Source organism: Streptomyces tibetensis (assembly GCF_040647715.1).
GTDB lineage: Bacteria > Actinomycetota > Actinomycetes > Streptomycetales > Streptomycetaceae > Streptomyces > Streptomyces tibetensis_A.
Map to the genome: position 1 here is coordinate 260,595 of NZ_JBEZCR010000010.1, position 13,757 is coordinate 274,351.

Annotated in this window: 15 protein-coding genes and 1 pseudogene; 10 read left to right on the forward strand and 6 right to left on the reverse strand. The window is 71.4% G+C overall.

Annotated elements, in window-relative coordinates; genetic code table 11:
• Positions 1-91: 91 nt before the first annotated feature.
• Entirely contained in the window at positions 92-874 is a 783-nt protein-coding gene (locus AB0B29_RS26655) for a GNAT family N-acetyltransferase (protein WP_362243993.1), read from the forward strand.
• 224 nt (positions 875-1,098) lie between these two features.
• Here AB0B29_RS26655 and AB0B29_RS26660 read toward each other — a convergent pair whose 3' ends face one another.
• Positions 1,099-1,539 (reverse strand): SPW repeat protein, encoded by a 441-nt coding sequence (locus AB0B29_RS26660; protein ID WP_362243994.1) that lies wholly within the window; start codon positions 1,537-1,539, stop codon positions 1,099-1,101.
• A gap of 237 nt (positions 1,540-1,776) precedes the next feature.
• On the opposite strand from AB0B29_RS26660, the gene AB0B29_RS26665 reads away from it, so the two are divergent.
• The 5 genes from AB0B29_RS26665 (at position 1,777) to AB0B29_RS26685 (ending at position 5,571) form a co-directional block, all read left to right on the forward strand.
• Positions 1,777-1,953: a hypothetical protein gene (locus AB0B29_RS26665; RefSeq protein WP_352099835.1), complete on the forward strand. Its 177-nt coding sequence runs from the start codon at positions 1,777-1,779 to the stop codon at positions 1,951-1,953.
• Positions 1,954-2,146: 193 nt separating this feature from the next.
• Entirely contained in the window at positions 2,147-2,224 is a 78-nt protein-coding gene (locus tag AB0B29_RS26670; protein WP_351405193.1) for a putative leader peptide, read from the forward strand.
• Positions 2,225-2,409: 185 nt separating this feature from the next.
• Positions 2,410-2,964, forward strand: coding sequence for an NADPH-dependent FMN reductase (gene ssuE, locus AB0B29_RS26675; protein WP_362243995.1), 555 nt, complete (start codon positions 2,410-2,412; stop codon positions 2,962-2,964).
• Positions 2,965-3,009: 45 nt separating this feature from the next.
• Complete coding sequence (locus tag AB0B29_RS26680; RefSeq protein WP_362243996.1) at positions 3,010-4,161, forward strand: LLM class flavin-dependent oxidoreductase; 1,152 nt, start codon at positions 3,010-3,012, stop codon at positions 4,159-4,161.
• Positions 4,162-4,368: 207 nt separating this feature from the next.
• Complete coding sequence (locus tag AB0B29_RS26685; protein WP_362243997.1) at positions 4,369-5,571, forward strand: serine hydrolase domain-containing protein; 1,203 nt, start codon at positions 4,369-4,371, stop codon at positions 5,569-5,571.
• Between the two features lie 85 nt (positions 5,572-5,656).
• On the opposite strand, the gene AB0B29_RS26690 is transcribed toward AB0B29_RS26685, so the two are convergent.
• Together AB0B29_RS26690 and AB0B29_RS26695 are read right to left on the reverse strand one after the other, a co-directional pair.
• Positions 5,657-6,706 carry an acyl-CoA dehydrogenase family protein gene (locus AB0B29_RS26690; RefSeq protein ID WP_362243998.1) on the reverse strand — a complete coding sequence of 350 codons (1,050 nt, stop codon included), beginning with the start codon at positions 6,704-6,706 and terminating at the stop codon, positions 5,657-5,659.
• A gap of 81 nt (positions 6,707-6,787) precedes the next feature.
• A complete protein-coding gene (locus AB0B29_RS26695) occupies positions 6,788-7,900 on the reverse strand; it encodes a substrate-binding domain-containing protein (protein WP_362243999.1) in 1,113 nt (370 codons plus the stop codon).
• A 79-nt stretch (positions 7,901-7,979) separates the two neighbouring features.
• Between AB0B29_RS26695 and AB0B29_RS26700 the strand changes: the two genes are divergently transcribed.
• From AB0B29_RS26700 to AB0B29_RS26715, 4 genes are all read left to right on the forward strand, one after another.
• A complete protein-coding gene (locus AB0B29_RS26700) occupies positions 7,980-8,417 on the forward strand; it encodes a MarR family winged helix-turn-helix transcriptional regulator (RefSeq protein ID WP_362244000.1) in 438 nt (145 codons plus the stop codon).
• 274 nt (positions 8,418-8,691) lie between these two features.
• Positions 8,692-9,582, forward strand: coding sequence for a glycoside hydrolase family 19 protein (locus AB0B29_RS26705; protein WP_362244001.1), 891 nt, complete (start codon positions 8,692-8,694; stop codon positions 9,580-9,582).
• A 70-nt stretch (positions 9,583-9,652) separates the two neighbouring features.
• Positions 9,653-11,020 (forward strand): PI-PLC domain-containing protein, encoded by a 1,368-nt coding sequence (locus AB0B29_RS26710; RefSeq protein WP_362244002.1) that lies wholly within the window; start codon positions 9,653-9,655, stop codon positions 11,018-11,020.
• A 42-nt stretch (positions 11,021-11,062) separates the two neighbouring features.
• Positions 11,063-11,971 carry an oxidoreductase gene (locus AB0B29_RS26715; protein ID WP_362244003.1) on the forward strand — a complete coding sequence of 303 codons (909 nt, stop codon included), beginning with the start codon at positions 11,063-11,065 and terminating at the stop codon, positions 11,969-11,971.
• Positions 11,972-12,023: 52 nt separating this feature from the next.
• Here the strand turns inward: AB0B29_RS26715 and AB0B29_RS26720 are convergent.
• The 3 genes and pseudogenes from AB0B29_RS26720 to AB0B29_RS26730 form a co-directional block, all read right to left on the reverse strand.
• Positions 12,024-12,176: pseudogene (locus tag AB0B29_RS26720) on the reverse strand (pyridoxamine 5'-phosphate oxidase family protein); the annotation flags it as partial.
• Between the two features lie 121 nt (positions 12,177-12,297).
• Complete coding sequence (locus AB0B29_RS26725) at positions 12,298-13,164, reverse strand: GNAT family N-acetyltransferase (RefSeq protein WP_362244004.1); 867 nt, start codon at positions 13,162-13,164, stop codon at positions 12,298-12,300.
• Between the two features lie 90 nt (positions 13,165-13,254).
• Entirely contained in the window at positions 13,255-13,656 is a 402-nt protein-coding gene (locus AB0B29_RS26730) for a tautomerase family protein (RefSeq protein ID WP_362244005.1), read from the reverse strand.
• Between the last annotated feature and the right edge of the window lie 101 nt (positions 13,657-13,757).

Below are 13,757 nucleotides of genomic sequence, written 5' to 3' on the forward strand. Positions count from 1 at the left end.
AGGGGAAAGGAACGGGGTGGCGTGACGGGAGGGGCGTCTGATGCGCCGTAAATCCTTTGCCTTCCGGCCCGGTGGCTGCTGAAGTCTGCCCATGGATCATGCCGAGTTGCTTGCCCTGTTCGACCGTGACCTGCGGGTGGGGGCCCGGCCGGACGGTCCCGGTGCCCGGGTCGAGCGGACCGGCGGTGTCGTGCGCCAGGTCGCCTCCTCGGGGGGCTGGAACGGCATCGTGTGGTCCGCCCTCGACGAGGCCGGGGCCGACGCGGCGATCGCCGGACAGATCGACCACTACACCCGGCTCGGCCTCGACTTCGAGTGGAAGCTGTACGGGCACGACCGGCCGGCCGGCCTCGAGCGGCGGCTGCGCGCGGCCGGGTTCACGCCCGGGCCCGAGGAGACGCTGATGATCGGCGAGGTCGGTGCTCTCGCCCTCGACACCGAACTGCCCGAGGGCGTGAGCGTCGTGCCGGTCACCGACCCGGCGGGCGTCGATCACGTGGCCGACGTCCACGAGAAGGCGTTCGGCGCGGACAGCTCCTGGCTGCGACACCAGCTCCTCGCCCGGCTGTCGGCCGACCCGGACACCGTCGTCGCCGTCGTGGCCATGGCCGGTGACCAGCCGGTGAGCGCGGCCCGCATGGAACTCGTGCCCGGCACCCCCTTCGCCGGTCTGTGGGGCGGCGGCACGGTCCGGGGCTGGCGCGGACGGGGCATCTACCGCTCCCTGGTCGCCCACCGCGTCCGGGCCGCCGCGGCCCGCGGCTACCGCTACCTGCAGGTCGACGCCTCCAGCGAGAGCAGGCCGATCCTGGAACGGCTCGGCTTCGCGGCGCTGACGACCACGACTCCGTACGAGTACACGGCGTCGCCGTAGCCGCACAGATCGCCGTCGATGACCCGCATCGTGGCGCTGCTCGAGGTGAAGGGGCTCACCGAGCCGCCCTGCTCAAGCCCTCCGCGCCACGCGTCGAGCGGTGGAAAGCTCGCCGCGACGTGGCCGGTCGGTCACCGTCGAGGCTCGTGTCACGAGGAGCGGTGGGCAGGGTATGAAAGGGCCGGTCCGGGGTGCGGACCGGCCCTCGGTTCCCATCCGGCGTATTACGGCCTGGGCGAGGCCTTCGCCGCCGTTCCGGCGCACACCAGCCCCAGGATCACGGCCAGTGCACCGATGACGATGTTGTTCCACACGACACCGGCGTCCGGGCTGTCGCCGACGATCCAGGGCGAGATGATCATCCACACCCCGAGGGCACACATGGCCCAGCTCAGGCCGTACATGCGCTCCGGAGCGCGAGTGAACCCGAGCGCCAGCAGGCCGATCGCGATGCCCATGATCAGGTTGTGGGTCACGAGCGCCGGCTGACTGGTCGTGTAGTGGACTATCCACGGGGAGGCGGCGCAGTACAGACCGAGCAGGAAGACCGGTCCGTCGACGAGCGCCACATCACGGCCGCCGAGCATGCGGGCGTAACGGTCCCGCATCTCGGAGGCGTCGGGGTGGGTGGTGATGTCACCTCTGGTGTGCGAGACGTTGGCCATGACTCGTCTCCTTCATGGTGCAGGGCGACCGCGTCTGGAGGGGTGCGGTAAACGCCGCGTAAGCGTCATTCTGCTCTTATTTTCCCTTTATGTGTAGAGATCGGGGGAGGGGCGGAATCCACCCGGCGGTACAGGCCCGGCGGTACATGTCCGGACGGATCGGGGGCATCCGGATGTCTACGACAGTGACCGGCGACGTCGTCCGGCGGGCGGCGCGGGACAGGGAGGGCAGCGGACGTGACCACGGCCATCGGCGCGAAGGTGTTGGAGCGGTTCCCGGCGGGGTCCCCGCGCGGATCGTGGCCCGCGGAGGAGTACGCGGCACGCCGCCGCGCCGAGGGAGAGCCGGCCACCGTCGTGATGGACCTGGAGTCGGACGCCTTCCTCGTGGTCGTTCCGGCGGACGGCGACTGAGACCCGCGCCGACCGCACACAGCGCGCCCCTCGGCTCGTACCGAACCGGGAGGGCGCGCACGGCTTTTCGCGGTGCCGTTCGTGAACGGGCCGTTCGGGGTGCCGTTCGTGAACGGGCCGGTCCGGGATACGAGATGAGCCGCGATTTCCTTGACGGCCCTCGACCTCCACTGCCACGATCCATGGCATGACCATGCGACTGGACCTCACGCGGCGACGCCACGTCGACCTCGCTCGTGTCTCCAGCGCTTCCTGTCGCGCCGCAGCCTGAGTCTCCCGGCTCGCCGCTTCTCCTCACCGCCGTATCCGCCGCCGTCCGCCATGTGCCGGTGGCACGCCCTGAGCGGTGATCTTTCCCCCGCCCGAACTCGGCACTTTCCCACGCCCTGCGAATGTGGCGTACCCGAGTCCGGCGATGCCCCGCGCAGTCGCGCCTTCTCCCCGAATCGAGGGCCCATGGCCACCGTGCTGTCCGTCTCCGGCAGTCCCTCCGCCTCCTCCCGCACCAGCCGATTGCTGCGCCACCTGGACAAGCGGCTGGCGGCCCAGGGGCATGACGTGATCCCGCTCGACGTCCGCACCATCCCCGCCGAGGCCCTGCTCGGCGCCGACTTCCGTCACCCGGCCATCGTCGAGGCCACCGAACTGTTCGCCCGGGCCGACGGCGTCGTCATCGGCACACCCGTCTACAAGGCGTCCTACTCCGGTGTCCTGAAGGCCCTGCTGGACCTGCTCCCGCAGTACGCCCTGACCGGCAAGACCGTGCTGCCGCTCGCCACCGGCGGCAGCGTGGCCCATGTCCTGGCCATCGACTACGCCCTGCGCCCGGTCCTCAACTCCATGGGTGCGGACCACATCGTGCAGGGCTGGTTCACCCTCGACAAGCACCTCACCGCTCACGACGACGGCTCCCTGATCGTCGCGCCGGACGCCACCGAGGCCCTGGACCAGGTGGTCGACCAGTTCTCCGCGGCGCTCGGCCGCACCCGGCTGCTCGCCGTGGCGGGCTGACGCCGCCCGCCGCCGCACGCACGTCCCCCTCGATCGGAGTTCCCCGTGTCCCTCACGTTCCACTGGTTCCTGCCCACCAACGGCGACAGCCGTCATGTCGTCGGCGGCGGTCATGGCACCCCGGCCACCGCGTCCGGGCGGGACCGGCCGCCCACGGTCGCCTACCTGAGCCAGATCGCCCGGGCCGCCGAGGAAGTGGGGTTCGCGGGAGCGCTCACGCCCACCGGTGCCTGGTGCGAGGACGCCTGGCTCACCACCGCGATGGTCGCCCAGCACACCGAACGCCTGAAGTTCCTCGTCGCCTTTCGGCCCGGCCTGATCTCCCCCACGCTCGCCGCGCAGATGGCGGCCACCTTCCAGCGGCAGACCGGCGGGCGGCTGCTGCTCAACATCGTCACCGGCGGCGAGAACAAGGAGCAGCGCGCCTTCGGGGACTTCCTCGACAAGGACGGCCGCTACCGCCGTACCGGTGAGTTCCTGCAGGTCGTGCGGGAATTGTGGCGGGGTGGCACCGTCGACCTGCAGGGCGAGCACGTCCGGGTGGAGGAGGCGGCACTGGCCCGGGTGCCCGACCCCGTGCCCGAGGTGTACTTCGGCGGTTCCTCGCCCATCGCGGGGGAGATCGCCGCCCGGCACGCCGACGTCTACCTCACCTGGGGTGAACCCCCGGCCCAGGTCGCCGAGAAGATCGCCCGGCTCAGGTCGCTGGCCGCCGCCCAGGGCCGCACCCTGCGCTTCGGCATCCGGCTGCACGTCATCACCCGGGACACCGCCGAGCAGGCCTGGGCCGAGGCGGACCGGCTGCTCGACGGCTTCGATCCGGAGACGGTGGCGTCGGTGCAGGCCGGTCTCTCCCGCAGCGAGTCCGAGGGGCAGCAGCGCATGCTCGCCCTGCACGGCGGCCGCCGCGACCGCCTGGAGATCCACCCCAACCTGTGGGCCGGAATCGGCCTGGTGCGCGGCGGGGCGGGCACCGCCCTGGTCGGCAGTCACGACGAGGTCGCCGACCGGATCAAGGAGTACCACGCCCTGGGCCTTGACGAGTTCATCCTCTCCGGCTATCCGCATCTGGAGGAGGCGTACTGGTTCGGCGAGGGAGTCCTGCCGCGCCTCGCCGCGCAGGGACTGTGGCGCCACCCCGCGGGCGGTCGGGACACGCTCGCTGCCGCGCCCCCCTTCGTGCCGGTCGCGAGCTGACACCCCGACGGTTCCGTCACCGGAGACCCGGGACGGAGACCCGAAGCCCGAGACGGAGACCGGAGACCGGAGAACGGAGGCACGAGACCCGAAACGGAGACCGGAGACCCGAGGCACGAGGCACGAGATCAACCCTGGGGCCCGGCCCGGGCGTCCTGGTCACCGAGTGGGCACGACCGCCCCTCGGTGACCAGGAGGCACCCCCGCATGAAACAGCGCGCCGCACGCACCGTCTCGATCGCTCTGGCCTTGGTGCTGTCCGCCGGAACGGCGGCACTGGCCCCGGCCGCGCAGGCGGCGGATCGGCAGCACGGCCACGAGGCCACCCGGACCGCGTTACGCGCGCTGGTCGAGAAGGGCGGGCTCCCCGGAGCGGCGGCCAAGGTCCGTGACAGCAAGGGGATTTGGTCCGGCGAGTCGGGCTACGCGGACATCGCAACCGGCCGCGAGCGCTCGGCCGGCGAGCACTTCCGCGGAGCCAGCATCACCAAGACGTTCGTCGCGACCGTTCTGCTCCAGCTGGAGGCCGAAGGCAGACTGAGCCTTGACGACACGGTCGAGCGATGGCTGCCCGGGCTGCTGCGCGGCAACGGCTACGACGGCGGCAGGCTCACCCTGCGCCGGCTCCTCAACCACACCAGCGGCATCGCGAACTACACCGACGACCCCGCCTTCCTCCACGACAGCGCGGGCCCCGGCTTCCCGGCGCACCGGTACGACACCCACACGCCCGAGGAGCTCGTGGCGATCGCTCTGCGGCGCCCACCGCACTCCGGCCAGGAGAGCGAACCGTCGTACTCGAACACCAACTTCGTCGTCGCGGGCATGGTCATCGAGAAGGCCACGGGCCACGGATACGCCCAGGAGATCACCCGCCGCATCCTCCGGCCGCTGAAGCTGCGCGGGACGTCGTTCCCCGGCACGTCGCCCCGGATGCCGGAGCCCCACCCCGTCGGCTACTCCCGGCTCCACCAGGACGGCCCCGACGCCCAGATCCACGACGCCACCGAACAGAACATGACCTGGCTGGGCGCGGCGGGTGACGTCATCACCACCAGCGGCGACCTCAACCGGTTCCAACGGGCCCTGGTCAAGGGCCACTTGCTGCCCCAGCGGCAGATGAAGGAGATGTTCGAAGAGGTCCCGGCCGGGCACGGCACCGGGTACGGACTCGGGGTCGAGTTCGCGCGGTTGTCCTGCGGGGTGAAGGTGGTGGGCAAGAGCGGCCGTACGAACGGGTCCCTGTCCGCGATGGCCGGCACCCTGGACGGCGAACACCAGCTCACCTTCAACATCAACGGCGACTGGCTCCCGAACTCCTCCCTCTACACGGACGTCATAGAAGCGGAGTTCTGTGGGAAGACACCGTCCCGGACGGACCGGGCACCGGCCGCGCCCCGCCTCGGCTGACCGGAAACGCCAGGGAGTCGAGGTGCGTCGGGCCCGCCTCGGCTACGGGACGCCAGGGAGCCGAGGTGCGTCGACTCCGCCTCGGCTAGCGGGACGCCAACGAGCCGAGGTGCGTCCTGCGTGCCTCGGCCGTCTGGCCCTGCACCAGCAGGAACATCCCCTCGCGCGCCAGCCGTTGCGCCCGGCTGCCCAGGTCCATGGACCGACCGCCCCCGGCCACGATCGCGGCGGTCGTGGCCGCGCGCAGGAGGTCGTAGGCGCGGGTCTTGACGGCCAGGCGTTCCGGGACGCACTCGTGCGGGGCGGGCCGGTCGGCCAGGGCATAGGCCTCCGTGCGGACCTCGTCGAGCCGGGAGCGCAGCGACCGGGCCGTGTCCTGGCCGTCGTGGGTCTGCTCCACCAGGTCCAGTGCCGCGTACGCCACCCCGAACACGGCCGGACTGGTGTTGGCGGCCCGGGGCAGGTCGACCTGGGCGAACTCCTCCTGCGGGGTGCGCAGCACGACGGCTTCCTCCGGCAGCCACAGGCCGTCCAGCTCCAGGGACACCGTACGGGCGGCGGCCAGGGCCGCGAGCCGCATGGGCGCCGACGGCGTCAGTCCCGGCTGCTCGCGGGCCTCGGCGAACCCGAACACCACCTCGGCCCTGTCCGTCACCCCGGCCAGCAGCATCACGTCGTTCAGACCCCACCCCGTGTACCAGGGCACCCTCCCCTCGAACCGCCAGCCTCCCTCCTGGCGAACGGCTCGCACCGGCACCCGGGGGAAGGCGCGGACATGGGCGAAGGCGATCCCGGCCATCAGTTCGCCCGTCGCCAGCGGACGCAGGAGTTTCTCCCGGACCGGTGAGTCGTAGGTGGCGAGCAGCTTCACCGGTGTGTGGTGCTGCGTCTGCACGAACCAGGTCGAGCAGCACGCCCCGGCCAGGATCTCGGCCGTCTCCCGCGCCACGGCCACGGGCGCGTCGGCGCCGCCGTACTCCCGTGGCGCGACCACCCCGAGCAGCCCGGCCCGCTTCACCGCCTCGACGTGCCCGGCGGGCACCCCCTCCTGGTCGACGCGTTCGGCCTGCGGGACGAGGAGATCACGTGCCAGGTGCCGGGCGCGGGTGACGAGCGGATGGGGTGTGGTGGTCATGAGGCGATTCTCGCGGTCGACGGCCCGGGATCACGGCGCGGGTGCGTCGATCCGAGGGCGTGTCGGCCCCTGACCGTCCCGTCACGGCCGCGTGTCCAGCTCCGTGAGCACGTCGAAGTCCAGCCCGTCGGCCCGTGCCAGGTAGATCCGCTGGCGCACATGGGCGTCGTCCCGCAGGTGCAGCAGCCCGCGCGGGCCCTCGTACGACACCGCCCCGGCCCCCGCCGTGGCGCCGATCGCCGAGACGTCCAGCGTTCCGGCCCTCTTCAGCAGCGCGGCCAGCAGCAGCACACCCTCGTAGCAGGACTCGCCGAGGCTGCCGAGGGCGGGTGCCTGGACGCCGTACCGAGCCGCGTACTGCCCGTGGAAGTCGAGGGTGTCGCGATTGGCCAGCGAGGCGAAGAACCCGGCGGTGCTGTAGAGGTCCTCCGTCGCCTCGGGGCCGCTCGCCACCAGCATGTTCTCGTCCATCAGCGTGCTCAGCCGCAGGCAGCGCGCGGGCAGGCCGTACGCCGCGAACGCCCGGTTGAAGCGCACCGCGTCACTGCCGACGAGCAGCATCAGCACCGCGTCGGCGTCCGAGTGCTCGATGCGGCGCAGCACCGGCTCGAAGTCCTGGGTGCCGAGGGGGAGGTAGGCCTCACCGGTGACGCGCCCGCCGCCGTCCCGGGCGTACCGGCGGGCCGAGCGGGCCGTGTGCCGCGGCCACACGTAGTCGTTGCCCACCACGAACCAACGCCGGACCCGGCGCTCGCGCGCCAGCAGATCCATCGCGGGCCGGAGCTGGTCGCCGGGGGTCTCGCTGGTCAGGAAGACCCCCGCCGTACCCTCCCCGCCCTCGTACAGCGCGGTGTAGACGTACGGGACGCGGTGCGCGATCCTCGGCGCCAGCGCCTGCCGTACGGAGGAGATGTGCCAGCCGGTGACGCCCTGCACGGCACCCAGGTCCACCAGCGCTTCGACCTCGTCCGCGATCTCCTCGGGCGGGCCCGAGCCGTCGACCGGCACCAGCCGCAGTTCCCTGCCGAGCACGCCGCCGTCCCGGTTGACCTCCTCGGTGGCCAGCCGCGCGCACAGTTCGCAGGTGGGCCCGAAGATCCCGGCCGGGCCCCGCAGGGGGAACACGAGGGCCACGCCGAGCACGGAGTCGTCGGCCGTGAACCACTCGGGTCCTGGGAGGTCGTGCCGGAACATGGCGTCATGATTCCGGCTCCACCGGACGAACTCCAGTGCGTCTCCTACGATGGACACCCCTCGTGACCTAGGAGCAGGGATGCACAGCCCGACCCCGCGTCGTCCCGACGACCTCGAGCAGTTGCTGACGCGGGCCGAACGGCTGGCGGCGCGGCGGCTGCAGGCCGTGCTGGAGTCGGAGGGCTGCTCGCTCGACGCGTGGCGGGTGCTGGCCGCGCTGTCCGACGGCGAGGGGCATCACATGACGGGGCTCGCCGAGGCCGCTTTCCTGCCGCCTCCGACGCTGACCAAGCTGGTCGACCAGCTCGTCGACCAGAACCTGGTGCATCGCAGGGTCGATCCGTTCGACCGGCGCCGTGTCCTCGCCCATCTCACCCCCCGCGGTCAGGAGTACTGGCAGCGCGTCGACCAGGCGGTCCGCGCCGCCCGGCCCTCGCTCGGCGAAGGCGACGACGATCTGCTGCGGTCCCTGCTGGACCGGCTGGTGGAGACGCTGGAGGACCCGGCGCAGGTGTAAGCGTTCCCGGGGCGCCGGACGGCCCGCGCGGGTCGCCGATCGCGCGAGCCGGTCAGGGAATGACGGGCCGTCAACCAGCACGGACGCGAACAGGTCTGTACCTGACTGGTCTACACCCTTGACTGGTACAGACCAAAGCGGTTGAGTGTGCCTCCCCAGCCCCCCACCACGGCCGCCCCCACACCGTGACCGGACCACCGGCGCGTGCGGTCAAGGGTCTGCCTCACCCTGCCCACTTCAGGGTGCGGCCGTGCCCCCCGAAGGAGTTGAACCCGTGTCGAGACGCCGCATCTCCGCAGTCCTGGCCACCCTCGCCCTCGCCGGCACCGCGCCGGTGCTCCTGTCCGCCCCGACCGCCGCGGCCGCCGCCTGCTCCAGCTATCCGAACTGGACGGCGGGGAAGTCGTACGCCGCCGGTGAGATCGTCCGCTACACCGACGGCAAGGCCTACATCGCCGAACACGCCAATCCGGGCTACGACCCGGTCATCAGCACCTGGTACTGGGAGCCGTATGCCTGCGACAGCGGTCCCGGCACGCCGAACGCACGCTTCGTCGTGACCGAGGCGCAGTTCAACCAGATGTTCCCGAACCGGAACGCGTTCTACAGCTACGGCGGCCTCACCGCCGCTCTCAGCGCCTACCCCGGCTTCGCCAACACCGGCAGCGACACGGTGAAGAAGCAGGAGGCCGCGGCCTTCCTCGCCAACGTCAGTCACGAGACCGGCGGTCTGGTGTACGTGGTGGAGCAGAACACCGCCAACTATCCGCACTACTGCGACTGGAGCCGGCCCTACGGCTGTCCGGCCGGGCAGGCCGCCTACTACGGGCGCGGCCCGATCCAGCTGAGCTGGAACTTCAACTACAAGGCCGCGGGCGACGCCCTCGGCATCGACCTCCTCAACAACCCCTGGCTGGTGCAGAACGACTCGGCCGTGGCCTGGAAGACGGCCCTGTGGTACTGGAACACCCAGACCGGCCCGGGCAGCATGACCCCGCACAACGCCATGGTGAACGGCGCCGGTTTCGGCCAGACGATCCGCAGCATCAACGGCTCCCTGGAGTGCGACGGCAAGAACCCGGCGCAGGTGCAGAGCCGGGTGAACAACTACCAGCGCTTCACTCAGATTCTCGGGACGTCGCCCGGCGGCAACCTGTACTGCTGACGCCGGACCGGCCGGCGTGGTGTCATGCGGGATGTCATGAACCTGACCGATTGATCGGAGGGCATCCCTCATGCGCCTACGCGCCCCCCACGCCCTGCTCGCCACGACCGCGGCGCTCGCCGCCGCGGTCGTGGCCCCCCAGCCCGCTGCCGCCGCCGGTCCTGCCGCGGGTGCCTACTTCGTCCAGAGCGTCACGACCGGGCTGAACGCGGCCGACAGCGGCGGCGCGGTCGAGCAGCACAGACCCCGGGGCAACGAGGACCGGCAGCAGTGGCAGCTGAAGCCCAACGGCTCCGCGTATCTCCTGGAGAGCACCGACGCGCCCGGCACCTGCCTCGGCCGCAGCGATGACCAGGCCGCGACCGTCGCCTGCGCGAGCGCCGACGCCCCCTGGGAGATCACCCCGCTCGACGCCGACCGCTACACGCTCAGGGTTCCCGGAACCGCCCGCCACCTCACGGTGGTGCCCAAGCCCTCCGGAGCCGACTACCCCGCGCGCCTGGCCCTCGGGGGCGCGGGCGACCTCGCCGCCTGGTACCTCACCCCGGTGGCCCCCGTCACCGCTCCCATGCCGTCCCCGGACCGTCGCACCCTGGACCAGGTCACGTTCCTCACCACGCACAACGCATACGCCAACGGCGTCGACGGCGGCTTCGCCCCGCCCTTCGTCAACCTCGTGCCCAACCAGACCCGCGGCATCCAGCAGCAACTCGCCGACGGCGTCCGCGGGTTCATGATGGACATCCACCAGACTCCCGACGGTGCGATCCTCTGCCACAACAGCTGCACCCTCGTCAGCAGGCCCGTCGCCCTGTGGGTCGACCTCCAGCGCATGGTCGACTTCCTCAAGGCACACCCCGACCAGTTCGTCACCGTCTTCCTGGAGGACTACGTCGACCCGGCCGTGCTGCGCGCCGAACTCGCCCGTGTCAACGGCCTGTCGGACGTGCTCTACCGGCCCGACCTCACCGGCGTACGGCACAGCGGCTGGCCGACGATGACGGACCTGGCCGCCGCCGGCGACCGGCTGCTGATCTTCACCGACCACAGCCGCTCCGCCGACCAGGCCGTGGGGCTGACCCGGGACAGCTTCGGCGTCATGTACCAGCGGGAATGGACGGTCGAGAACTACTGGTCGATGGGCTCGGGCGTCGGCACCTCCGACTGGTCCTGCTACAGCCGCTGGTACGGCCCGGACACCAACATCCCGCTGACCCGCACCGAACCCGGATTCCGCCCGCTGTTCGTCATGAACCACTTCCGTGACGTCCCGCTCGCCGGCACGGCAGGCACGGACAACACCAAACTCGCCGACCGCGCCCGGAGGTTCTGTCAGCCGGCCGCCCGCAAGAAGCCCAACTTCCTCGCCGTGGACCACTACGACCGGGGCAACCCGGCCTCCGCCGTCACCACGCTCAACACCTACACGTATCCGTGAACCGGCTACGCCGACCTTGGCGCCGTGTGTGAAACTCCGGCCATGGACTCACAAACGATCACCGCGGCCGCCGCGGGTACCTGGAAACTCGGCGACCTGCCCGTCCACCGCCTCGGCTTCGGCGCGATGCGGCTGACGGGCAGCGCCGCCTTCCACCACGGCACACCGAGCGACCGAGACCGCTCGATCGCCGTCCTGCGCAGGGCGGTCGACCTCGGCGTGAACCACATCGACACGGCCGCCTTCTACTTCTCGTCCCTGCGCTCCGCCAACGAACTCATCAACAGCGCCCTCGCGCCCTACCCCGACGACCTCGTCATCGTCACCAAGGTGGGTCCGTACCGGACCTACGACGGCGAGTGGGGCACCTCGGCCCGCCCCGAGGACCTGCGCGGCCACGTCGAGGAGAACCTGCGCCAGCTCGGCCGCGACCACCTCGACGTGGTCAACCTGCGCCGGATGCCCAAGTACGATTCCATCGCCGAGCACTTCGGCGCCCTGGCGGAGCTGCGCGAGGCGGGCCTGATCCGCCACCTCGGCATCTCCAACGTCACCGCCCGCCATCTCGCCGAGGCCCGGGCCATCGCGCCCGTGGTCTGCGTCCAGAACCGGTACGCCCTCGACCGCCCCGACCCCGGCAGCGACGAACTGCTCCGCGTCTGCGGCGAGCAGGGCATCGCCTTCGTGCCGTTCTACGCCGTCGCGGGCGAGGCCGCCGAGCAGGGCGCGACGACGGCCCACGACGAGGACGTGCGAGCCGTGGCCCGGGCCCATGGCGCGAGCCCCGCCCAGATCCGCATCGCCTGGACCCTCCACCAGGGCCCCCACGTCCTCGCCATACCCGGCACCGGCAACCCCGACCACCTCACGGAGAACGTGGCAGCGGGCGCGATCCGCCTCACCGACGAGGACCTGAAGCGGCTCGACTCGCGGCGCCAGGAGGCCGGTTGAGCTCTACACGGCCCAGACGCCCGCGCGCATGAGGTGCCTGCGGGGCAACTCGTGCGTCGTCGTGCCACACGAACCACAGCGGTACCAGACACGGCACCCCCTGGGCGTCCGCCGTCGCGACCCAGATGTCGATCTCCCGGTCAAGGCGGCCCAGCAGGTCGGCCTTGCGCTGCTCGGGGTTGCGGGGTGGCTCGGTGATCGTCATGAACGCGACGGTAACGAGCGGCGACGCCCGGCACATCGGGCCACAGCCCCAGGCCCGGTCGCAAGGCCCCGCCCGGCGCCCCGGCGCCCCGGGGCCGCAGGTCCCCGTGCCCGCTGCGGCACTAGTAGAGGATCGACGGCAGGTAAGCCCCGTCGGGCCGGTTGTACAGGCCGATGGTCATCAGGCTCATCAGCTGCACGACCTTGAGGCCGTTGGACAGGCACCACCTGAGGAGTGCGCTGTCGCCCGCGGGGACGAGGATGCCGGGACCGCCGAACTGCGGGGCGGCCGCGATCAGGGCCTGGAGGTCCGGGGCGGTCTCGCCCACGGCGTGGGCGAAGAAGGCCAGGTCCGTGGCATATCCCGTGACCCGTCCGGCACGCTCGACGACCCGGGCGGTGCCCTGTTCGAGCGCGTCGGCCACCTCGCCGCCGCGGTCGACGCCGTGGACCTGCCGGCACACGTCGTTGCAGGCGCCGAGGTCCGCGTCTGTTGCCTTGCGCACCTCGTACCCGGGCATCGCACGCCGGATCGGCGGGCCCTGCACGCAGGCCACCGTGGCCCGGTGGGCGAAGCCCAGGCTCACGTACAGGGAGAACGACCTGTTGTGGTACCCGCTCTGCAACAGCCGGATGCCCGGAGCCCCCCGCTCGTCGGCCCGCTGCATCACGTCCAGCATCAGGCCACGGCCCACACCCGCGTTCTGCACGCCGGGGTCGACGGTGACGGGCCCGACCCCGACGACGGCGGAGCGTTCGTCGAGGAAGTTGCTGCCCACGATCCGCCCGTCGAGCTCGGCGACGACACCGTAGAAACCCGGGTGCTTCAGGGCACCTTCGATCAGCGCGACACCCACCTCCGGGCTCGGGATGTCCGGTGGGAACGCGTGCTGACCGGCGATGCCGGCGAAGGCCTCGTAGCAGATCCTTCCGCACTGCGCGGCATCGTCCGCAGTGCCCGGGCGCAGTATGAGATCCACGATCGCCATCCCCTTCTCGGCACGCCCCGCGCGGCGACCCACCCCACGCTTCCATCCTGTGCGCCTCCCGGCCGGGGCGCATCCGGCACGGCGACATCCCTAGGCAGAGGACTCAGGGCCGTCCAGATACTGCGCCACGCCCTCGCCCAACGACCAGTCAGCCGACTCGTTCTCGGTCAGCACGACGAACACGTTCCGCGGCTCGGTGCCCGCGTACGCGTGGGCGAGCTCGGCGGTCCGGCGGTACAGCGCCTGCTTCTGCGCGGGCGTACGACCGGAGCGCAGGGTGATCGCAATGTAGGCGATGCCCTCGTCGCGGTGTACGCCGAGGTAGTCGTCGTAGCGCAGGGCGCCGCTCGTGCCGTCGTGGTCCACGAGGACCTGGAACCGGTCGTCGGGCGGGATGCCGATGGTCTCGGTCAGGGCGTCGTGCACGGCACGGCCGAGTGCGGCCAGGCGCTCGGGACCGGCGCGGAGCGTGTCGATACGGACGAAAGGCATGGGACCTCCGGAGAGAGCTGATCGGCAGCTGTACATACTAGTAGTTACAGCACTGCCCGCAGAAGTCGACGGAGTAGTTGGCATCCGTTCAGTTTTACGTA

Excerpts from the sequence above, each read along its gene's own strand:
- AB0B29_RS26725 (WP_362244004.1), bottom strand. The coding sequence starts at position 13,164 with ATGGCGATCGTGGATCTCATACTGCGCCCGGGCACTGCGGACGATGCC.
- AB0B29_RS26695 (WP_362243999.1), bottom strand. The coding sequence starts at position 7,900 with ATGTTCCGGCACGACCTCCCAGGACCCGAGTGGTTCACGGCCGACGAC.
- AB0B29_RS26660 (WP_362243994.1), bottom strand. The coding sequence starts at position 1,539 with ATGGCCAACGTCTCGCACACCAGAGGTGACATCACCACCCACCCCGAC.
- AB0B29_RS26700 (WP_362244000.1), top strand. The coding sequence starts at position 7,980 with ATGCACAGCCCGACCCCGCGTCGTCCCGACGACCTCGAGCAGTTGCTG.
- AB0B29_RS26710 (WP_362244002.1), top strand. The coding sequence starts at position 9,653 with ATGCGCCTACGCGCCCCCCACGCCCTGCTCGCCACGACCGCGGCGCTC.
- AB0B29_RS26690 (WP_362243998.1), bottom strand. The coding sequence starts at position 6,706 with ATGACCACCACACCCCATCCGCTCGTCACCCGCGCCCGGCACCTGGCA.
- AB0B29_RS26715 (WP_362244003.1), top strand. The coding sequence starts at position 11,063 with ATGGACTCACAAACGATCACCGCGGCCGCCGCGGGTACCTGGAAACTC.
- AB0B29_RS26655 (WP_362243993.1), top strand. The coding sequence starts at position 92 with ATGGATCATGCCGAGTTGCTTGCCCTGTTCGACCGTGACCTGCGGGTG.
- ssuE (WP_362243995.1), top strand. The coding sequence starts at position 2,410 with ATGGCCACCGTGCTGTCCGTCTCCGGCAGTCCCTCCGCCTCCTCCCGC.
- AB0B29_RS26685 (WP_362243997.1), top strand. The coding sequence starts at position 4,369 with ATGAAACAGCGCGCCGCACGCACCGTCTCGATCGCTCTGGCCTTGGTG.
- AB0B29_RS26730 (WP_362244005.1), bottom strand. The coding sequence starts at position 13,656 with ATGCCTTTCGTCCGTATCGACACGCTCCGCGCCGGTCCCGAGCGCCTG.
- AB0B29_RS26670 (WP_351405193.1), top strand. The coding sequence starts at position 2,147 with ATGCGACTGGACCTCACGCGGCGACGCCACGTCGACCTCGCTCGTGTC.